At 71.0% G+C, this 21,057-nt stretch carries 12 protein-coding genes; 9 read left to right on the top strand and 3 right to left on the bottom strand.

All coding sequences use genetic code 11. The features are described 5' to 3' along the window. Nucleotides 1–77: 77 nt before the first annotated feature. Entirely contained in the window at nucleotides 78–2,915 is a 2,838-nt protein-coding gene (locus IE263_RS16780) for a glycoside hydrolase family 3 C-terminal domain-containing protein (protein ID WP_189937162.1), read from the bottom strand. A 385-nt stretch (nucleotides 2,916–3,300) separates the two neighbouring features. Between IE263_RS16780 and IE263_RS16775 the strand changes: the two genes are divergently transcribed. From IE263_RS16775 to IE263_RS16745, 7 genes are all read left to right on the top strand, one after another. Continuing rightward, nucleotides 3,301–4,992 carry an extracellular solute-binding protein gene (locus IE263_RS16775; RefSeq protein WP_189937160.1) on the top strand — a complete coding sequence of 564 codons (1,692 nt, stop codon included), beginning with the start codon at nucleotides 3,301–3,303 and terminating at the stop codon, nucleotides 4,990–4,992. Between the two features lie 27 nt (nucleotides 4,993–5,019). Then, nucleotides 5,020–6,066, top strand: a complete 1,047-nt coding sequence (locus IE263_RS16770) for an ABC transporter permease (protein ID WP_189937159.1) — start codon at nucleotides 5,020–5,022, stop codon at nucleotides 6,064–6,066. Then, complete coding sequence (locus IE263_RS16765) at nucleotides 6,063–7,016, top strand: carbohydrate ABC transporter permease (protein WP_373311996.1); 954 nt, start codon at nucleotides 6,063–6,065, stop codon at nucleotides 7,014–7,016. The genes IE263_RS16770 and IE263_RS16765 overlap by 4 nt, the downstream gene beginning before the upstream one ends. A gap of 322 nt (nucleotides 7,017–7,338) precedes the next feature. Continuing rightward, entirely contained in the window at nucleotides 7,339–9,561 is a 2,223-nt protein-coding gene (locus tag IE263_RS16760; RefSeq protein WP_189937157.1) for a sialidase family protein, read from the top strand. Continuing rightward, nucleotides 9,561–11,546: a beta-galactosidase gene (locus tag IE263_RS16755; protein WP_189937154.1), complete on the top strand. Its 1,986-nt coding sequence runs from the start codon at nucleotides 9,561–9,563 to the stop codon at nucleotides 11,544–11,546. Before IE263_RS16760 ends, IE263_RS16755 begins: the two co-directional genes overlap by 1 nt. A 50-nt stretch (nucleotides 11,547–11,596) precedes the next feature. Next, entirely contained in the window at nucleotides 11,597–13,807 is a 2,211-nt protein-coding gene (locus IE263_RS16750; protein WP_189937152.1) for a glycosyl hydrolase family 95 catalytic domain-containing protein, read from the top strand. 37 nt (nucleotides 13,808–13,844) lie between these two features. Next, nucleotides 13,845–14,573: a glycoside hydrolase family 12 protein gene (locus IE263_RS16745; RefSeq protein WP_189937150.1), complete on the top strand. Its 729-nt coding sequence runs from the start codon at nucleotides 13,845–13,847 to the stop codon at nucleotides 14,571–14,573. Nucleotides 14,574–14,640: 67 nt separating this feature from the next. Here IE263_RS16745 and IE263_RS16740 read toward each other — a convergent pair whose 3' ends face one another. Together IE263_RS16740 and IE263_RS16735 are read right to left on the bottom strand one after the other, a co-directional pair. Further along, a complete protein-coding gene (locus IE263_RS16740) occupies nucleotides 14,641–16,683 on the bottom strand; it encodes a glycoside hydrolase family 31 protein (protein WP_189937148.1) in 2,043 nt (680 codons plus the stop codon). Between the two features lie 109 nt (nucleotides 16,684–16,792). After that, nucleotides 16,793–17,809 carry a LacI family DNA-binding transcriptional regulator gene (locus tag IE263_RS16735; protein WP_189937146.1) on the bottom strand — a complete coding sequence of 339 codons (1,017 nt, stop codon included), beginning with the start codon at nucleotides 17,807–17,809 and terminating at the stop codon, nucleotides 16,793–16,795. A gap of 269 nt (nucleotides 17,810–18,078) precedes the next feature. Between IE263_RS16735 and IE263_RS16730 the strand changes: the two genes are divergently transcribed. Next, nucleotides 18,079–18,888, top strand: a complete 810-nt coding sequence (locus IE263_RS16730; RefSeq protein WP_189937144.1) for a GH12 family glycosyl hydrolase domain-containing protein — start codon at nucleotides 18,079–18,081, stop codon at nucleotides 18,886–18,888. A gap of 111 nt (nucleotides 18,889–18,999) precedes the next feature. Further along, nucleotides 19,000–20,952 carry an acyl-CoA dehydrogenase family protein gene (locus IE263_RS16725; protein WP_189937142.1) on the top strand — a complete coding sequence of 651 codons (1,953 nt, stop codon included), beginning with the start codon at nucleotides 19,000–19,002 and terminating at the stop codon, nucleotides 20,950–20,952. The last annotated feature ends 105 nt before the right edge of the window (nucleotides 20,953–21,057 follow it).

The following is a 21,057-nucleotide window of genomic DNA, read 5'->3' as shown; positions in this document are numbered from 1 at the left end:
TCGCTGTCCCTGAAGGGGCCCGGCACCGATGCCTTCCGGTGCCGGGCCCCTTCTCCGCGTCGGCCTGGTCCGGACCCTCAACCGGAGAAGCCGACGAGCGCGAGCCGCAGCGGGCCGCGCAGCCTGAGCCGCAGGTCGTGCACGCCCCCGGCGGTGAACGGGGCGTCGAGGGTGGTGTAGTCGTACGGGCCCGGCGTGGGCGTGGCGAGCGTCAGTGTCGCCAGGGTGGGGCCGCCGGCCAGGGAGACCTCCACCGTGCCCTCGCCGGCCACCTCCACGCTCACCCCGGTGACACCGGCGCCGAAGTCGCAGGCCCGGTAGAGCAGCTCGCCCGTGCCGCCCGCCATCGGCGTCACCGCGTCACCCGACACCTTCGTCCGGTCCACGATCTCCGTGCCGCTCTGCTCGTCGAAGTCGACGGCGGACAGGCCGCGCCGCAGGACGGGGCGCGGGGCGGCGGGCTCGCCGTCCAGCGTCACCGTCGTCCGCAGCCGGACGTCCTCGCTGGACGCGCCGACCAGCAGGTCGTACGGGCCCGGCTCCAGGCGCCAGTCGCCCCGGGCCACGTCCCAGAACGCGAAGGCGGACAGCGGGACCTCGAAGGACACCTCCGCCTTCTCGCCCGGGGCCAGCGTGACCCTGCGGTGGGCCAGCAGCTCACGGCGCGGCCGGGTGACCGACGGGTCCACCGGGCGCGTGTAGAGCTGGGCGACCTCGTCGGCGGTCACGTCACCGGTGTTGGTGACCGTGAAGGAGACCCGCGCCGAGTCGTCCCCGACGCCCACCGCCAGGTCGGCGTAGGCGAACGACGCGTAGGACAGACCGTGCCCGAACGGGAACAGCGGGGTGCCCTCGAAGTACAGGTACGTCTGGCGGGCGCCGATCACGTCGTAGTCGAGCAGGTCGGGCAGGTCGGCGTCGTCGGCGTACCAGGTCTGCGGCAGCCGGCCCGCGGGGGAGACGTCACCGGCCAGGATCCTCGCCAGGGCCGTGCCCGCGGCCTGCCCTCCGTGCGCGGTCCACAGCACCGCGGAGAGGTGCCCCGGCTCGATCGCGTACGGGTACGCCGACACCAGCGCCAGCACCGTGCGCGGGTTCGCGGTCCGGGCCGCCTCGAGGATCCGCTCCTGCTGGGCCGGCAGCCGCAGGGTCGTGCGGTCCTCCGTCTCGCGGCCGTTGATGTGCGGGTCGTTGCCCGCCACGACCACCACGACGTCCGCCTCGGCCGTGACGCGGGTCACTGCGTCCTCGCCGCGTTCGACGACGATGAGCTCGAAGATTTCGGGATTCTCCTCGGCAACCTTCACGCCCTCGGCGGCGACAGAGACGTGGCGACCCGTTCCCATGTGCTTCAGGAGGTGACCGTTTCCATGGGGTTCCAGGCGGAACGTCTCCTGGACGATCCAGCCGCCGGGCTGGTCGGCGGAGGCGCGCAGACAGCCGTCCTCGGCGACCGACAGGTAGCGGCCGTCGGGGGCGCGCAGGGTGAGAAGGCCCTCGCCCCAGTCGGCCAGGGCGAGCTCGGTGCCCGTGGTGTCGGCGGTGAGAGGCGGGAGGTCGGTGCGGCCCGCGAGCAGCGCCGGGTCCAGGGCGCCCTCGGCGCCGCGCACCTCGTCGGCGGCCTCGGGGGCGGACGGGACCTTCAGGAACGTTCCTGCGGACGTCTTCAGCAGGACGCGGTCCACGCCCTCCGCGAACTCCACCCGCTCGGCGCCGAACCGCTCGTACAGCCCCTCCAGGGGAGTGGAGCGGTGGATCAGCGTGCCGCTGTACCAGTCGAGCTTGCACTCGTCGGCGAGCAGACCGACGACGGCGATGCGGGTGTCCGGGGCGAGCGGCAGGACGCCGTCGTTGCGCAGCAGGACGACCGCCTGCTCGGCCGCCTCCCGCGCGAGGGCGCGGTGGGCCGGGGTGTCGAACTCGCCGGTGCCCGCGTGCGGGTCGTAGTGCGGGTCGAACTCGCCCAGGCGGAAGCGGACCGAGAGCTGCCGGCGGACCGCCGTGTCGAGGTCGGCCTCGGTCAGCAGGCCCTGGTCCAGCGCCCCCTGGAGCCGGGCGGTGATCTTGGAGCCGTCCGTGCCGTGGTCGGTGAAGCTGTCCACCCCGGCGGTCAGCGAGGCCGCCGTCGCCTCCTCGTGGGTGTCGAAGTAGTGCTCGGAGTCGACCAGGTTGGAGGGGGCGCCCGCGTCCGAGCAGACCAGCAACTCCTGCTCCGTCCAGGCGCGCAGATGCTCGCGCAGGTACGGGGAGACATGGTTGGGGCGGCCGTTGACCAGGTTGTACGCGGGCATCACCCCGGCCACCGCGCCCGCCTCGACCGTCTCGCGGAAGGCGCGCAGATCGTACTCGTGCAGCACGCGCGGGCGGACCGAGGACGACGTGACGGACCGGTCGGTCTCGTTGTTGTGGGCCAGCCAGTGCTTGAGGACCGGGGCCGTGCGCCAGTAGGTCGGATGATCCCCGCGCAGGCCCTGGGTGTAGGCGGTGGCGATGGCCGAGGTCAGCTTCGGATCCTCGGAGTAGCCCTCCTCGTTGCGGCCCCACAGGGGATGGCGCAGCAGGTTGACCGTGGGGGACCAGACGTTGAGGCCGACCCGGTCGTCGCCGGCGCGCATCGCGCGGACCTCCTTGGAGACCGCCTCGCCGACCCGGCGCACCAGCTCCGGGTTCCAGGTCGCGCCCAGCCCCACGGCCTGCGGGAACACGGTGGCAGGGCCCATCCACGCCACGCCGTGCAGCGCCTCCTGGCCGGTGCGGAACGCGGCGATGCCGAGCCGCTCCACGGCGGGCGCGAACTGGTGCAGGAAGGAGATCTTCTCCTGCCGGGTCAAACGCGACAGCAGATCGTCGATGCGCTTCGCGAACGGCAGATGCGGATCGCGGAAAGGCGGCGTGGGCGGCGTGGGTGCGGTCACGTTGAGGATCCCTTTGCGATGGAGCGGGGAGGCGCTTTCGAAGCGCTTCGATGCTCATTCGACGTCGGGGTGGGTGTCAAGAGACCCCACCGCAACAACTCCGATGTGCGGCCGTCATTTCAAGCCGTATATGAGCGTGCAGGAAACCGGGACACCTCGGAGGAATATTGGGAACGACCCTTGTGCGCCCCCTGCCCTTCACTTAACCTCGCAGCAACATCGAAGCGCTTCGACGATCCTTCGACGGTGAGGAGCCGCCACCGACGGCGGCCAGTCCTCCGACGATCACGGGCCGAGAACCGCTTCAGCTCAGCCAGTTCCACTCGAGACACCGCAGCCGACGGCCACCGCCGGGTGTCCTGGTGCGCCATGAAGGGTTGACGCAATGACGCCGAACGCCGCTTCCGCCTCCTCCGGGCCCAGCCGGAGAAGCTTCCTCGCCTCCACGGCGGTCGCCACCGCAGCGGTGGCGGGTGGGATGCCGTTGCTCGCCGCCTGCGGCGGTGCGGACAGCGGCTCGCGCGAGGGCACCACGTCGGGCAAGGACGCGAAGAAGATCCTGCCGGCCTACGTCGCCAGCAACGTCGTCACACCCGACATCCCCGCCAAGAACGGCTCCCCGATCGGCTTCACCAGCAAGCTGGACCTCACCACCCTCAAGACCTCGGTGCCCAAGAAGCTCGGCAAGGGCGGCAAGGTCACCATCATGTCGCCGTTCTGGGGCTCCCCGCCCAAGCAGGACAACCCCTACTACAAGGGGATGAACGACCTGATCGGCGTCGACGTCGTCTGGCAGAACCAGGACGGCAACACCTACGACCAGAAGCTCGGCGCGGTCCTCGCCTCCAGCGACGTACCGGACGTGGTGGTCGTCCCCAGCTGGAACATGGGCGGCAAGATACCCAGCGCCATCATCAGCAAGTTCGCCGACCTCGGCCCCTACCTCTCCGGGGACGCGGTCAAGGAGTACCCGAACCTCGCGGCCATCCCGACCGACGCCTGGCAGCGCTGCATCATCGGCGGCAAGCTGCGCGGCCTGCCGATGCCACAGTCGTACGTCACCGGCATCGTGCCCCTCTACCGCAAGGACATCTTCGACAAGGAGGGGTACGAAGTCCCGCGGACGGCGGACGAGTTCCTGGCGCTGGCCAAGGAGATCACCAACGCCAAGGCCAAGCGCTGGGCCTGCCTGGACATGAAGTGGACCGCCTGGCAGATGTTCGGTGTCCTCTCCGGCAGTGAGAAGCCGCTCGGCTGGAACCTCGTCGACGGCAAGATGATCAACCGCATCGAGACGGAGGAGTATCTCGAAGCGCTGGAGTGGACCCGCAAGCTCTTCGCCGCCGGGGTCGTGCACCCCGACGCCCTGATGGGCAAGAACGCCCCCGACCCGGGCCCCAAGTTCGCGGCGGGCGAGTTCCTGATCTACTCCAACAACATCAGCCAGTGGTGGAGCCGTACCGCTGAACAGGCCACCCAGAACCCGGAGTTCAAGATCTGGGGCATGGACGTCCACGGCCACGACGGCGGCGACCCGACGGTCTGGGCCGAACAGCCGGCCGGCATCTTCGCCTACGTCAACAAGAAGGCCTCGGAGGCCGTGATCCGTGACGTGCTGGCCGTCGCCAACGTCACCGCCGCGCCGTACGGCACCAAGGAATACATGATGACCAACTACGGCGTGGAGGGCACCCACTACACCGTCAAGGACGGCGTGCCCATCAAGACCACCGCGGGCAACAACCAGGTCATGAACGCCTACGTCATGGTCGCGAGCCCCGCCGCCACCCTCGCCCACCCCGACTTCCCCGAGGTCACCAAGGCCCAGGTGGAGTGGCAGCAGCGGATGGGCGCCTTCACCAAGAAGTCCAGCTTCTTCGGCCAGATGATCACCGAGCCCGCGCGCTACACCAACCTCTCCAACGACTTCGAGCAGCTCGAGGACGACATCACCCGCGGCCGCAAGAAGATCAGCGACATGCAGCAGGCCGTCTCCGACTGGAAGAAGAAGGGTGGCGACCAGCTGCGCGACTGGTACAAGAAGCTGCTCGACGACAACGGCTCGGCCGCGAGCTGACCCGGCCCCGAGGCAAGGAGAACGGCCGTGTCGAACAGCACGGTGCCTCGGAGCGGGACCGAGGCCAGCACGCCGGAGAAGGACGGGAAGACCCCGGTGGTGCCACCCGGCGGCGCCACCGGCTCCGGCCGGGGACGAGGGCAGGGGAAGCTGAGCCTGCGCCTCAGGTTCAGACGCGACCGCGTCCTGCTCCTGATGACCCTGCCGGCCGTCCTCCTGGTGCTGCTCTTCAACTACGTGCCGATCCTCGGCAACGTCGTCGCCTTCCAGGAGTACGACCCCTACATCAGTGACAACGGGATCGTCTCCATCCTGAACAGCCCCTGGGTGGGGCTGGAGAACTTCCAGCGGATCTTCGACGACTCCGCCTTCTGGCAGGCCGTGGAGAACACGCTGGTGCTGTTCTTCCTGCAGCTGGTGGTGTTCTTCCCGGTCACGATCCTGCTCGCGCTGCTCATCAACAGCGTGGTCAGGCCCCGGGTGCGGGCGGTCGCGCAGGCGGTCCTCTACCTGCCGCACTTCTTCTCGTGGGTGCTGGTCATCGCCGTCTTCCAGCAGATGTTCGGCGGCGCGGGCATGCTCTCCCAACTGCTGCGGCAGCACGGGTACGACGGCCTCGACATCATGACCGACCCGAACACCTTCCCGTTCCTGATCACTTCGCAGAGCGTCTGGAAGGACGCCGGCTGGGGGATCATCGTCTTCCTCGCCGCGCTCGCCTCGGTCCCCCAGGACCTGTACGAGGCCGCCGCGATGGACGGCGCGAACCGCTGGCGCCGCATCTGGCACGTCACCCTGCCCGCGCTGCGCCCGGTGATCGCCCTGCTGCTGGTGCTGCGCGTCGGCGACGCCCTCACCGTCGGCTTCGAACAGATCCTCCTCCAACGGGACGCCGTCGGACCCGGCGCGGCGGAGGTCCTCGACACCTTCGTCTGGTGGAACGGCGTGCGCAACCAGGACTTCGGCTACGCGGCCGCCGCCGGGCTCGTCAAGGGCGTGGTGAGCCTCGGGCTGGTCCTCGTCGCGAACAAGGTGGCCCATCTCATGGGCGAGCAGGGGGTGTACCGGAAGTGAGTGCCGTGATCGACAAGCCGGCGGGTGAGCGCGGGGCCGCGGCCGAGCCCCGCTGGTGGGAGCCGCCGCCGCGACCGGTGTGGGAGGAGAAGCCCACCAAGGCGGGCCTGGCGAGCAAGGGCCTGGTCCTGGCGCTGGCCTGCCTGGGCATCTTGTTCCCCCTGTGGATCATCGTCGTCACCTCGCTGTCCTCGCGGAAGACGATCGACGAGGCGGGCGGACTGGTGATGATCCCGAAGGACATCACGTTCGTCGCGTACCAGGAGCTGTTGAGCGGCGGGCAGGTGACGCGTGCGGCGGTCATCAGCGTCCTGGTCACGCTCGTCGGTACGGCGTTCTCGATGACGGTGTCGGTGCTGTGCGCGTACGGGCTGTCCCGCACGGGTTCGCTCGGCCACCGCTGGCTGCTGATGATCCTGCTGGCGACGATGTTCTTCAGCGCCGGTCTGATCCCGACGTACCTGCTGGTGCAGTCCCTCGGCCTGACCGACACCTACCTCGCGCTGATCCTGCCGAGCGCGGTGAGCGTCTTCAACATCCTGGTGCTGCGGGGCTTCTTCATGGGGATCTCGCAGGAACTGATCGACAGCGCGCGGATCGACGGGGCGGGGGACTTCCGGATCCTGTGGCGGATCGTGATGCCGCTGTCGAGGGCGGTACTGGCCGTGATCACGCTGTTCTACGCGGTCGGTTACTGGAGCGCCTGGTTCAACGCGTCGCTCTACCTCAACGACCAGGACATGATGCCGCTGCAGAACGTCATGATCCAGCTGGTGCAGAAGCAGGAGGCGCCGGTCGGTCTGGGCCAGGCCATCAAGACCGGCGAACTGTCCGGCCTGGCCGTGCAGATGGCCGTGATGGTGATGGCGCTGCTGCCGGTGGCCGTCCTGTCGCCGTTCGTCCAGAAGCACTTCAAGAAGGGGATGCTGACGGGAGCGGTGAAGGGCTGACGCCCGCTGGGAGCGCCGGGGACTGCAGGTCGTGAGTTGTCTGCGGGTGGCCGGTGGCTGATCGCGCCCACGCGGCGGAGCCGCAGATCGACACAGCCCCGCGCCCCTGGGTACGTCCCCTCACGCCCGTCGTCAGCTGAGCCGTCCCACTCCGCGGCAGTCGAGCCGTCAAGCTGCGGGCATGCGTGCCGCCTGGGGCGGCTCCCGACCCACTGAAGGCGGCACCCCGTCAGCGCCGGGCTGCGCGTCCCACCCCCCCGGTACCAGCCAACGGCACCCAGCAAACCCAGGTCCAGGTATCCAACCCCTGCGAGGTACAGCCATGCACACCTCCCCCCTCACCCGCCGCACCGTCCTCGCCGGGACGGCAGCCGCGGCAGCCCTGACCGCCGTTCCCGCGGTCAGCGGATCCGCGCACGCCGCCGAGCAGGCGGAACCCACCGCCGCCGCCACCTACCGCTGGCGCAACGCCGTCATCGGCGGCACGGGCTTCGTCACCGGCGTCCTCTTCCACCCCTCCGTCCGCGGCCTCGCCTACGCCCGCACCGACATCGGCGGCGCGTACAGATGGGACGACCGCACGTCCCGCTGGACCCCGCTCACCGACCACCTCGGCTGGGACGACTGGAACCTCCTCGGCGTCGAGGCCATCGCCGTCGACCCGGCGCACCCGAACCGCCTCTACCTCGCCCTGGGCACCTACGCCCAGTCCTGGGCCGGCAACGGCGCGATCCTCCGCTCCGAGGACCGCGGCGCCACCTGGACCCGCACCGACCTCACCGTGAAGCTCGGCGCCAACGAGGACGGCCGGGGCACGGGTGAACGCCTGCTCGTCGACCCGCGCAGCAGCGACACCCTCTGGCTGGGGACACGGCACGACGGGCTCCTCAAGTCGACGGACCGCGGGGCCACCTGGGCAGCGGTCAGCACCTTCCCCGCCACGCCCAGCGCCACCGGCCAGGGCGTCACCCTCCTCGTCGCCGCCGGCCGCACCGTCTACGCCGGCTGGGGCGACGCCGACGGCACCGCCACGAACCTCTACCGCACCGCCGACGGCACCACCTGGGAGCCCGTCCCCGGACAGCCCACCGGCACCGCCGCCAAGGTCCCGGTCCGCGCCGCGTACGACAAGCACACCCGCGAGCTGTACGTGACCTACGCCAACGCGCCCGGCCCCAACGGCCAGTCCGACGGCAGCGTGCACAAGCTGGCCACGGCCACCGGCACGTGGACCGAGGTCACGCCGGTGAAGCCGGGCGGGACCACGAGCGACGGCTCGACCGACAGCTTCGGCTACGGCGGTGTCGCCGTGGATGTTTGCCGCCCCGGCACCGTCGTCGTCTCCACCAACAACCGCTGGGCGGCCGTCGACACCGTGTTCCGTTCCACGAACGGTGGGCGCACCTGGACGTCCCTGAAGGACACGGCCGTCTTCGACGTCTCGGAGACCCCCTACCTCAAGTGGGGAGAGGACAAGCCCAAGTTCGGCTGGTGGATCCAGGCGCTCGCGCTCGACCCGTACGACTCCGGGCACATCGTCTACGGCACCGGCGCGACCCTCTACGGCACCCGCGACCTTGTCCACTGGGCCCCGCAGATCCGCGGCCTGGAGGAGACGTCCGTGCGCCAGCTGATCTCGCCCCCGGCGGGGGAGGCGCACCTGATCAGCGGCTCCGGGGACATCGGCGTGATGTACCACGAGCGGCTCACGGCGTCCCCGTCGCGCGGCATGGCGACGAACCCCGTGTTCGGGACGGCGACGGGACTCGCGCAGGCCGCGGCCAAGCCGTCGTACGTCGTCCGCACCGGCTGGGGCGACCACGGCAACGGTGCCTGCTCCCACGACGGCGGACAGACCTGGGCGCCCTTCGAGGCCCAGCCCGACATCGCGAAGAGCGCGCCGGGGCCGGTCGCCACCAACGCGGACGGCAGCGTGCTGCTGTGGTCCTTCGTGCACTGGGACGGCACGAAGTACCCGGCCTACCGCTCGGCGGACAACGGCGCCACCTGGACCGAGGTCACCTCCTTCCCGAAGGGCGCCACGCCGGTCGCCGACCCGGCCGACCCGACGCTCTTCTACGCGTACGACACCGACACGGGAACGCTGTACGCCAGCGCGGACAGCGGCCGTACCTTCACGGCCCGTGCGACCGGACTGCCCTCCGGGGACAGCCAGTTCAAGCTGGTCGCGGCGCCGGGCAGGACCGGTGACCTGTGGCTGAGCGTCAAGTGGAACGGGCTCTACCGGTCCACCGACGGGGGCGCGAGCTTCTCGAAGATCACCAGCTGCTGGGCCTCGTACTGCCTCGGCTTCGGCAAGGCCGCCGACGGTGCCGCCTACCCGGCGATCTACCAGGTCGGCTCCACCGAGACGATCACCGCCGTCTACCGCTCCGACGACGAGGCGAAGACGTGGGTGCGGATCAACGACGACCGGCACCAGTGGGGCTGGATCGGCGAGACGATCACCGGCGACCCGCGGGTCCACGGCCGCGTCTACCTCGCCACCAACGGGCGCGGCATCCAGTACGGGGAGCCCGTCTGATGGCCGTGCACGAACGACCGGGCCTCGCCGATGCCACCCGGGGCCGCATCCTCTTCGGCGGCGACTACAACCCCGAGCAGTGGCCCGAGGAGACCTGGCACGAGGACGTGCGCCTCATGCGGGAGGCCGGCGTCAACTCCGTCACCCTCGGCGTCTTCTCCTGGGCGAAGCTCGAACCCCACCCGGGAGCTAGGGAGTTCGGCTGGCTGGACCGGCTCATGGACCTGATGCACGACAACGGCATCGGCGTCGTCCTCGCCACGCCCACCTCCTCGCCCCCGCCCTGGCTGGGCCGCCTCCACCCGGACACCCTGCCCCGCACCGAGGACGGCAGCACCGAGTGGTGGGGCGGCCGCCAGCACTTCTCGCACTCCAGCGCCACCTACCGCCGTCACGCCGCCGCCATCACCGAGGACCTGGCCGCCCGCTACGCCGGCCACCCCGCCCTCACGATGTGGCACATCAACAACGAGTACTGCACCTACGACCACGGTGACGAGGCCGCCGCGGCCTTCCGCCGCTGGCTGCGCGAGAAGTACGGCACCCTCGACGCCCTCAACACCGCCTGGGGCACCGCCTTCTGGAGCCAGGGCTACGACAGCTGGGACGGCATCCTGCCCCCGCGCACCCCGCACTACCTGAAGAACCCCACCCAGGTACTGGACTTCCGGCGCTTCACCTCCGACATGCTCCTGGAGTGTTACCTGGCCGAGCGGGACATCGTCGCCCGGCACACCCCGCACATCCCGGTCACCACCAACTTCATGCCGCTGTTCTTCGGCCAGGACGCCTGGCGCTGGGCCGGGGAGGAGGACGTCGTCTCCGTCGACCTCTACCCCGACCCCCGGGACCCGCTCGGTCCCCAGCACGGCGCCCTCGTCCAGGACCTGACCCGCTCACAGGCCCGCGGGCCCTGGATGCTGATGGAGCAGGCGGCCGGCCCGGTCAACTGGCGGGGCGTGAACCACCCCAAGCCACGTGGCCTCAACCGCCTCTGGTCCCTCCAGGCCGTCGCCCGGGGCGCCGACGCCGTCTGCTACTTCCAGTGGCGCCAGTCCCGCCAGGGCGCGGAGAAGTTCCACTCCGGGATGGTCAGCCACGCGGGGGAGCGGGGCCGGACGTACCAGGAGGTCAAGCAGCTGGGGGCGGAACTCGCCCGCATCAGCGGTGAGGTGACGGGCGGTCGCATCGGCGCGGACGTCGCCGTCCTCCACGACTGGCACGCCTGGTGGGCGAGCGCACAGGACGGCCGCCCCTCCACCCACGTCGACCACCCGGCCGTCCTGCACGCCTGGCACCGCGCCCTGTGGGAGTCCCACCTCACCACCGACTTCGCCCACCCCGAACACGACCTGAGCGGTTACCGGCTGGTCGTCGTCCCGCAGCTCTACCTCCTCACGGACGCCGCGATCGACAACCTCCTCGCCTACGTCCGTGGCGGCGGCACCCTCGTCAGCGGCTTCCTCACCGGCGTCGCCGACGAGGACGACCGGGTCCGCGCCGGCGGCATGGACGCCCGGCTGCGCGAGCTCTTCGGCATCCGCACCCTGCACGAGTGGTGGCCGCTGGAGCCGGGGGAGACCGTCGCCTGCGACGGCTTCCGCGGCACCCTGTGGTCGGAGGAGATCGAGCCCGACGCGGAGACGGTCGCCGAGTCGGTCCCCTACAAGGGCGGCGAACTCGACGGCCTGCCCGCCGTCCTGCGCTCCGGCCGCGCCTGGTACGTCTCCACCCTCCCCGAACCGGACGCCCTGCGCGCCCTGCTCGCCCGTGTCGCCGCCGGGGCCGGCGCCCGGCCGGTTCTCGACGGCCTCCCGGCCGGCGTCGAGGCGGTACGCCGCGGTGACCTGCTGTTCCTCCTCAACCACGGCCGTGAGCCGGTCACCGTCGACGTGCCGGGCACCCACACCGACCTCCTCACCGGCGACCCGGTCACCGACACGGTCGCCCTCGGCCGCTACGGAGTGGTGGTGTTGCGGCCATGACACCCACACCAACCACACCACCACCGACTCCCGCGCCCCCGACGCCACCGATGCCCTCCACCACCCACGGCCCCGTCCACAGCACGTGGGAGCGGGAGCCGGCCGCCCGCTGGGAGGACGGTTTCCTCAGCGGCAACGGCCACCACGGCGCCCTCGTGTTCGGTGATCCGAACGACGACCGCGTCATCGTCACCCACCACACCCTGGTCCGCCCGAACGGCGCCGAGCACGCCAAGCCCCCCGAGCTGGCCGCCCGGCTCCCCGCCCTCCAGGACCGGCTCCTCGCCGGGGACCTCACGGCCGCCGAGGGCTTCACGGACGGACGGCCACTGCAGTGGGTGCAGCCCTTCCACCCCGCCTTCCAGACCCGCCTGCGCCGCCCGCCCACGGACCGGACCGACTACCGCCGTACCGTCGACTTCGCCACCGGCGAGGTGACCGCGACCTGCGCCGACCGGACCAGCCGCGTCTTCGTCTCCCGCGCCGACGACGTGATCGTCCAGCACGTCACCGCCCCCGGCCTCACCCTCGACCTCTCCCTGGACCACCGGCTCCCGGGCGCACCCGAGAGCCTGGGCGTCGGACACGGCACCCTCCTCACGCCCGAAGGCGCCGTCCTCAGCCTCCGCGCCCGCTACCCCGGCAGCGACCGCGCGTACACCGGCGTCACCCTCGCCGCGGTCACCGGCGGCAGCGTCTCCCTCGCCGCACCCGGCGCCCGCGTCCTGGGCGCCGAATCCGTCCTCCTGCTCACGCGCGTCCGCCGGCACACCGGCGAGCTCGACGTCACCGAGGAGGCCGGCGCCCTGCGCGCCCTCCTCGCGGAGCGCTCGTACGAGGACCTCCTCGACCGGCACACGGCGCTCCACCGGACCGCCTACGAACGGGTCACCCTCGACCTCGCCGCCGACCCGGACGACCGCGCGCTGCCCGGCTCCGAGTTGCTCGAGAGGCCGTCGAGCGCGGCCCTCCTGGAGCGGCTCTTCGCGGCCGGCCGCTACCACCTCCTCAGCGCGAGCGGCCTCCTCCCGCCCCGGCTCACCGGCCTGTGGACCGGCGACTGGGACACGGCCTGGGCCGGCGCGTTCACCACCGACGCCAACGTCAACCTCCAGACCTCCTCGGCCGCGTCCGCCGCCCTGCCCGAAGTCACGGCCGGGCTCGCCTCCCTGGTCCAGAACCAGATCGGCGACTGGCGGGAGAACGCCCGAGCGATCTTCGGCGCCCGAGGCGTCGTCGCCCCGCCCCACACCGACGGCGAGTCCGGGCTGACGTACCACTTCAGCCGCGAGTACCCCCTCCACCTGTGGACCGCCGGCGCCGACTGGCTGCTCAAACCGCTCGTGGACCACGACGAGACCCGCGGTGAACACGACCCGCGCACCGTCGCCGCGCTCGCCGAAGTCGCCCTGTTCTACGAGGACTTCCTCACCCGCACCGACGAGGACGGCCGGCTCGTCGTCGTCCCCTCCTACTCACCCGAGAACCGGCCCGCCAATGCGAGCTGGGGCGCCCTCAACGCGGCCATGGACCTCTCCGCGGCCCGGCACGCGCTGCTCACCGCCGCCGCCCACCACCCGGAGAACCCGGAACAGGCGGACCGCTGGCGCGCCCTCGCCGACCGCCTCCCACCGCACCGGATCAACGCCGACGGCGCCCTCGCCGAATGGGCCTGGCCCGGCCTCGACGACACCTACGACCACCGCCACCTCAGCCACCTCTACGGCGTCTGGCCCCTCGACGAGATCAACCCCTACGACACCCCGCGCCTCGCCGCCGCCGCCCACCGCGCCCTGGAGCTGCGCGGCGCCGAGAACGACTCCGCCCACGGCCACCTCCACCACGCGCTGATCGCGGCCCGCCTGCGCGACGGCGACCGCGTCGCCGCCGCCCTCGCCCAGGTCCTGGAGGGCGACTTCTTCCACGCGTCCCTGATGAGCGCCCACTACCCCCACCGCGACGTCTACAACGCGGACGCCGCCCACACCCTGCCCGCCGTCCTCGTCGAGATGCTCGTCCAGTCGACCCCCGGCCGGCTCGTCCTGCTGCCCGCGCTCACCCCCGCCCTCCCGGCGGGCGAACTCCGGGGCGTCCGCACCCGGTTCGGCGCGGACCTCGACCTGACCTGGGGCCCCGCCGGCGCCCGCGCCGTGCTCAGACCGCACCGCACGCACCGCATCGAAGTCCGGACTTCCTCCGGCGCACACCCGCTCGACCTGGTCGCCGGAGAAGACCACGTCCTCACCCTGGGGGCGTGGTGACTCCCCGCACATTCCCCCCACCCATGGAAGGGACACCATGGCAACACGCACCCTCGGCAGGGTCACCAAGGCCCTGCTCGCCCCGGCCCTCGCGCTCGGCGCCACCATCGGCCTCGCCTCCGCCCCCGCCTCGGCGGCCGTCTGGAGCTCCTGCGACCAGTGGGGCAACACCAGCCTGAACGGCTACACCCTCTACAACAACATCTGGGGCTCCGGCGCCGGCAGCCAGTGCGTCTGGGCCAACTCAGGCACCAACTGGGGCGTCTGGGCCAACCACCCCAACACCGGCGGCATCAAGTCGTACCCCAACGCCAAGAAGGTGATCAACAAGACGATCACCTCCCTCGGCTCGCTCAACAGCAGCTACAACGTCACCGTCCCGTCCTCGGGCTCGTACAACTCGTCGTACGACATCTGGGACACGGACTACGACTACGAGACCATGCTGTGGGTCAACTACAACGGCGCCGTCGGCGCGCTCGGCTCCTTCCAGCAGAGCGTGACGCTCGGCGGGCACAGCTGGAACGTCTACAAGGGCCGGGCCTACCGGTCCGACGGCACCTACTGGGACGTCTTCTCGTTCCTGCGCACCTCGGACTCCACCTCCGGCACCGTCCAGATCCTCCCGATCCTGAAGTGGATCAAGGACACCAAGGGCTGGATGGGCAACGAGACCATCGGCGACGTCCAGTTCGGCTTCGAGATCACCTCGTCGTCCGGCGGCCTGGACTTCCAGACCAACAACCTGACCGTCACCAGCAGCTGAGCGACCCGCACGACAGTGCGGCCGGTCCCTCCCCTACGGGACCGGCCGCACCGTCGTTCCGACGCGGCTACTCCGCTACAGGCAGCCGCGCCCCGTCCCGCAGGAACAGCGGGATGCGGTCCAGCGGGGCGTCGACCGTCACGGCCGCACCGCCCTCGTACGTCTCCCCCGTCCACGCGTCCGTCCAGCTCGCGCCCGCCGGAAGATACGTCGTCCAGGTCGTCACGCCCGACTCCAGGACCGGGGCGACGAGCAGGTCCCGGCCGAAGAGGTAGGAGTCGTCGACCGACCAGGTCGCCGGGTCCTCCGGGAACTCCAGGAACAGCGGCCGCATCACCGGCAGCCCCTCCTCATGGGCCTCCCGCATCACGTCGAGCACGTACGGCTTCAGGCGCTCGCGCAGCCGCAGGTACCGCTCCAGGACCGCCCCGGCCTCCTCGCCGTACGACCACACCTCGTTCGGGCCGCCGGTCATCTCGGGGCCCAGCGGCATGCCCGGGTCGCGGAAGCCGTGCAGGCGCATCAGCGGGGAGAGGGCACCGAACTGGAACCAGCGGACCATGACCTCGCGGTACGCCGGGTCGTCCGGGTCGCCGCCGTGGAAGCCGCCGATGTCCGTGTTCCACCACGGGATGCCGGACAGGGCCGTGTTGAGGCCGGCCGCGATCTGGCGGCGCAGGGTCGCGAAGTCGGTGCCGATGTCACCGGACCACAGCGCGGCGCCGTAGCGCTGACTGCCCGCCCACGCCGAGCGGTTGAGGGTGATGATCTCGTCCTCGCCGCCGGCGCGCAGGCCCTCGTAGAAGGTGCGGGCGTTCTCGGCCGGGTAGATGTTGCCGACCTCCAGGCCGGGCCCCGCCCAGTAGCGCAGGTTCTCCTGGAAGCCCGGCTTCAGCTCCGGCTCGCACGCGTCCAGCCAGAAGGCCGTGATGCCGTAGGGGGTCAGGTAGTTGTCACGGACGCGCGACCACACGAAGTCACGGGCGTCGGGGTTCGTCGCGTCGTAGAAGGCCACCTGGACCGTCGACGCCACCTCCTTGTCCGGCCAGTCGGCGTGCGCCAGCGGACCGTACTGGGTGCCGATGAAGTAGCCGCGCTGCTCCATCACCGGGTGGTTCTCGCTCAGCGGGGACACCGACGGCCAGACGCTGACCACCAACTTGACGCCCAGCTCGTCCAGTTCACGGACCATCCCCGCCGGGTCGGGCCACTCCTTCGGGTCGAACTTCCACTCGCCCAGGTGCGTCCAGTGGAAGAAGTCGCAGACGATCGCGTCGAGGGGCAGGCCGCGCCGCTTGTACTCCCGTGCCACGGCGAGGAGTTCGTCCTGGGTGCGGTAGCGCAGCTTGCACTGCCAGAAGCCCGCCGCCCACTCCGGAAGCATCGGGGTGCGGCCCGTCACGGCGCTGTAGCGGCGCTGGGCCTCGGCCGGGGCGCCCGCGGTGATCCAGTAGTCGATCTGGCGGGCCGAGTCCGCGACCCAGCGTGTGCCGTTGCCGGCCAGTTCCACGCGTCCGATCGCCGGGTTGTTCCACAGCAGGGTGTAGCCGCGGCTGGAGGTGAGCACCGGGATGCCGACCTCGGCGTTGCGCTGGACCAGGTCCAGCACCAGCCCCTTCTGGTCCAGCCGCCCGTGCTGGTGCTGGCCCAGGCCGTACAGCTTCTCGTCGTCGTAGGCGGCGAAGCGCTGCTCCAGCCGGTGGTGTCCGTTGCCGACGGCCGTGTACAGGCGCGGGCCGGGCCACCAGAAGTGGGCGCGCTCCTCCGCCAGGATCTCGGCGCCGTCCTCCGTCCGCAGGAAGCGGATCAGGCCCTCCGCGTCGACCTCGACGGTCAGCGTGCCGACGGTCAGCCGCCCCCGCCCGTCCTCGATCTTGACGGTGGACGAGGTCGGCGGGGCCTCCTCGAGCAGCGCGCCGGGCAGACCGTCGAGGACGGGACCGCCGAGCCGCGCACGGACCCGGACCGCGTCCGGCCCCCACGGCTCGACACGGACGGTCTCCTGGCGGCCGCTCCACTCCAGCGCACCGTCCCGCTCACGGAAGGTACCGACGGTGGGCGAGGACTGCGCCAGGCTGACCTGAGGCTGGTTTTCGGCAGGCTGATTCACGGGGGGTGCTCCTGTGCTCCTGGAGGAGTGGACATGGAGGAGTGAGACATGGGGCGGGCGGTCAGGGGGTGCCCGGGCAGGGACACCGGTGAGGTGGGGCGGCGGGGTGTCAGGAGGTGCCGGCCGGCGCCGGTCCCGAGCTGGCGCGGACCGTCAGCTCGGGGGCGATCAGCACGACTTCGTCGCTGCCCCGCCCGTCGAGCTTGGCCGTCAGTCGCTCCACGGCGTGCCGCCCCATCTCCTGCGCGGGGATGGCGACGGACGTCAGCCGCACCGAGGCCTGGACGGCGACCTGGTCGGGGCAGATCGCGACCACCGACACGTCCTCGGGCACGGCCCGGCCCTGCTGGCGCAGCAGCGCGAGCAGCGGCTCGACCGCCGACTCGTTCTGTACGACGAAGCCGGTGGTGCCCGGCCGTTCGTCCAGGATCCGGGCCAGGGTCACGGCCATCGCGTCGTACCCGCCCTCGCACGGGCGGTGCAGCACCCGCAGGCCCAGCTCCTTCGCCCGGGACCGGAGTCCGTCGAGGGTGCGCTCGGCGAACCCGGTGTGCCGTTCGTAGACCGCGGGGGCCTCGCCGATGACAGCGATGTCGCGGTGGCCGAGCGTCGCCAGGTGCTCCACGCACAGCGCGCCGGTCGCGTTCCAGTCGAGGTCGACGCAGGTCAGGCCCGTGGTGTCGGCGGGCAGTCCGATGAGCACGGAGGGCTGGTCGGTGCCGCGCAGCAACGGCAGCCGCTCGTCGTCGAGCTGGACGTCCATCAGGATCATCGCGTCGGCGAGCCCGCTGCCGGTGACGCGACGGACGGCGTCGGGACCCTCCTCGCCGGTGAGCAGCAGGACGTCGTAACCGTGCGTCCGGGCCGTGGTGGCGACCGCGATGGCGATCTCCATCATCACCGGCACGTACATGTCGGTGCGCAGCGGGATCATCAGCGCGATGATGTTGGACCTGCTGCTGGCCAGGGCGCGCGCGCCCGCGTTCGGGTGGTAGCCGAGTTCGCGGATGCTCTGCTCGACCCGCTGCCGGGTGGTCGCGGAGATGGACCGCTTGCCGCTGAGGACATAGCTCACCGTGCTCGCCGAGACTCCGGCGTGCTGGGCGACCTCGGCGAGGGTGACCATCCAGCTCTCCAAGCTTTGTGAAGCGCTTCGACAGTGCGCATTGCGAACAGGGGCGGGTGAGGGTGGTTCGACAGTAGCTCTAGCGGGGGTGGGTGTCCATAGGTTGTCGAAGCGCTTCGACAGCAAGTTTCCGGGGGATGGCACCGGGGTGGGCCCTGCCTATCACTTGTGGGCGCTGACGGGGGAGACATCCGTGGCGGACGGCAACCTTCCGCACCCTCGGCGGCCACTGGGGAACGTCAGAGCGATCCGCCCCCGGAAGGACCCCCATGCAGCACCGCCGCCCCCGCCTCTCGAAGAAGGCGAAGGCCCTCACCGCCGCCGCGGTCGCCCTCTCGGCCGCCGCCGGTGTCACCGTCGCCCAGGCGGACGAGTCGAGCAAGAAGTGCACCGCGTTCGACACCATCACGCTCGGCAAGTACTACGTGAACAACAACCTGTGGAACCAGGAGAAGGCCGTCGGCAGCCAGTGCGTCTGGGACAACTCCCAGTCCGGTTCCACCATCTCCTGGGGGACGAACTACAGCTGGGCCAACAGCGCCACCGGCAAGGACTACGACGTGAAGACCTACGCCAGTACGGTCCTCGGCTGGCACTGGGGCTGGAAGGTGGACAAGGCGAAGACCGGGCTGCCGATCAGGGTCGGCGACCGCAAGAAGGTGACAGCGAGCTGGGAGTTCTCCGTCTCCGCCAACCCCGGCGTCATGAACGTCGCCCACGACCTCTGGCTGCACACCAAGAACACCGCGGACTGGCAGGACCAGCCCACCGACGAGATCATGATCTGGCTCAACCGCCAGGGCGGCGCGGGCCCGCTGGGCACCAAGTACGGCAGCGTGAGCCTGGGCGGCGCGATGTGGGACATCTACCAGGGCGACATCGGCTGGAAGGTGTACTCCTTCGTCCGCCGCACCAACACGACCAAGGCCACCCTGAACCTCGACGACTTCACCCAGGCACTCGTTCGGCGCAAGCTGCTCAGCAACGACAAGTACGTCTCCGGCATCGAGTCCGGCACCGAGGTCTTCAAGGGCACGGGCCGTCTGGACACCAAGTCCTACTCGGTCACCGTCGGCTGAGCGGCCGCGCGAGGGGTGGTGGGTTCGTCCCGGATCGGGTACCAACGATCGAGTAGGACCCGTCGGTAACCACTCAGGTCCAAGATCCCGATTCGCGGCGAGGTGAGCCTCATGTCCGCACCACCCTCATCCTCCTCCTCACCCCGGCCCACCGTCACCGAACGTGAGGCCCGCCAGGTCGCGGAGGCCGCCCGGGAGCAGCACTGGCGCAAGCCCAGCTTCGCCAAGGAACTGTTCCTGGGCCGCTTCCGGCTCGACCTCATCCACCCCCACCCCCTGCCGGCCGACGAGGACGCACAGCGCGGCGAGGAGTTCCTCGCCAAGCTGCGCGACTTCTGCGAGACCCGCGTCGACTCGGCCCGCATCGAGCGCGAGGCGCGCATCCCCGACGAGACCATCGACGGCCTCAAGGAACTCGGCGCCCTCGGCATGAAGATCGATGCCAAGTACGGCGGCCTCGGCCTCACGCAGGTCTACTACAACAAGGCCCTCGCCCTGGTCGGCTCGGTGAGCCCGGCGATCGGCGCGCTGCTCTCCGCCCACCAGTCGATCGGCGTCCCCCAGCCGCTGAAGATGTTCGGCACCCAGGAGCAGAAGGACACCTTCCTGCCCCGCTGTGCCCGCACCGACATCTCGGCGTTCCTGCTGACCGAACCGGACGTCGGCTCCGATCCCGCGCGCCTGGCCACGACCGCCGTCCCGGACGGCGACGACTACGTCCTCGACGGGGTCAAGCTGTGGACGACCAACGGCGTCGTCGCCGACCTCCTCGTCGTCATGGCCCGCGTCCCGAAGTCGGAGGGCCACAAGGGCGGCATCACCGCCTTCGTCGTCGAGGCCTCCTCCGAGGGCGTCACCGTCGAGAACCGCAACGCCTTCATGGGCCTGCGCGGCCTGGAGAACGGCGTCACCCGCTTCCACCAGGTGCGGGTCCCCGCCGCGCACCGCATCGGCCCCGAGGGCGCCGGCCTCAAGATCGCCCTGACGACCCTCAACACCGGCCGGCTCTCCCTGCCCGCGATGTGCGTGGGCGCCGGCAAGTGGTGCCTGAAGATCGCCCGCGAGTGGTCGGCCGCCCGCGAGCAGTGGGGCAAGCCCGTCGCCCTGCACGAGGCCGTCGGCTCGAAGATCAGCTTCATCGCGGCGACCACCTTCGCCCTGGAGGCCGTCCTCGACCTCTCCTCCCAGATGGCCGACGAGGAAAGCAACGACATCCGCATCGAGGCCGCCCTCGCCAAGCTCTACGGCTCGGAGATGGCCTGGCTGATGGCCGACGAACTGGTCCAGATCCGCGGTGGCCGCGGCTTCGAGACGGCCGAGTCCCTCGCGGCCCGCGGCGAGCGCGCGGTCCCCGCCGAACAGCTCCTGCGCGACCTGCGCATCAACCGCATCTTCGAGGGCTCCACGGAGATCATGCACCTGCTGATCGCCCGCGAGGCCGTCGACGCCCACCTCGCGGTCGCCGGCGACCTCATCGACCCGGAGAAGTCCCTCCAGGACAAGGCGAGGGCAGGTGCGGGCGCGGGCGTCTTCTACGCCAAGTGGCTCCCGAAGCTGATCGCGGGACCGGGCCAACTACCCACGTCGTACGCCGAGTTCAAGCACACCGACGGCGTGGACCTCTCCCCGCACCTGCGCTACGTCGAGCGGCACGCCCGCAAGCTCGCCCGGTCCACCTTCTACGCCATGTCCCGCTGGCAGGGCCGGATGGAGACCAAGCAGGGCTTCCTCGGCCGCATCGTCGACATCGGCGCCGAACTGTTCGCGATGAGCGCGGCCTGCGTACGCGCCGAGCTGCTGCGCTCCCGCGGTGAGCACGGCCGCGAGGCCTACCAGCTCGCCGACGCCTTCTGCCGCCAGGCCCGCGTCCGCGTCGACGCCCTCTTCACCCGCCTGTGGTCCAACACCGACGACCTCGACCGCAAGGTCGTCAAGGGCGTCCTCACAGGCACCTACACCTGGCTGGAGGAGGGGATCCTCGACCCGTCGGGCGAGGGTCCGTGGATCGCCGACGCCACACCGGGACCGTCCCAGCGGGAGAACGTCCACCGCCCGATCAGGTGAGCCGGCGCACAGCCACCGCGGGGTGTCCCCCCGAGACCCCACTCATGAGGGGGACCGTGGGGGACACCCTGTCCACCCGGACATCCGTTGCGGCCACAATGGGGG

It is taken from the genome of Streptomyces aurantiogriseus (assembly GCF_014649375.1).
Classification (GTDB): domain Bacteria; phylum Actinomycetota; class Actinomycetes; order Streptomycetales; family Streptomycetaceae; genus Streptomyces; species Streptomyces aurantiogriseus.
This window is presented reverse-complemented; position numbering and strand designations above follow the sequence as displayed.

What these genes read in the sequence shown, in the direction of transcription:
- IE263_RS16775 (WP_189937160.1), top strand. Translation starts at nt 3,301, where the DNA reads ATGACGCCGAACGCCGCTTCCGCCTCCTCCGGGCCCAGCCGGAGAAGC.
- IE263_RS16760 (WP_189937157.1), top strand. Translation starts at nt 7,339, where the DNA reads ATGCACACCTCCCCCCTCACCCGCCGCACCGTCCTCGCCGGGACGGCA.
- IE263_RS16755 (WP_189937154.1), top strand. Translation starts at nt 9,561, where the DNA reads ATGGCCGTGCACGAACGACCGGGCCTCGCCGATGCCACCCGGGGCCGC.
- IE263_RS16750 (WP_189937152.1), top strand. Translation starts at nt 11,597, where the DNA reads ATGCCCTCCACCACCCACGGCCCCGTCCACAGCACGTGGGAGCGGGAG.
- IE263_RS16745 (WP_189937150.1), top strand. Translation starts at nt 13,845, where the DNA reads ATGGCAACACGCACCCTCGGCAGGGTCACCAAGGCCCTGCTCGCCCCG.
- IE263_RS16735 (WP_189937146.1), bottom strand. Translation starts at nt 17,809, where the DNA reads ATGGTCACCCTCGCCGAGGTCGCCCAGCACGCCGGAGTCTCGGCGAGC.
- IE263_RS16730 (WP_189937144.1), top strand. Translation starts at nt 18,079, where the DNA reads ATGCAGCACCGCCGCCCCCGCCTCTCGAAGAAGGCGAAGGCCCTCACC.
- IE263_RS16725 (WP_189937142.1), top strand. Translation starts at nt 19,000, where the DNA reads ATGTCCGCACCACCCTCATCCTCCTCCTCACCCCGGCCCACCGTCACC.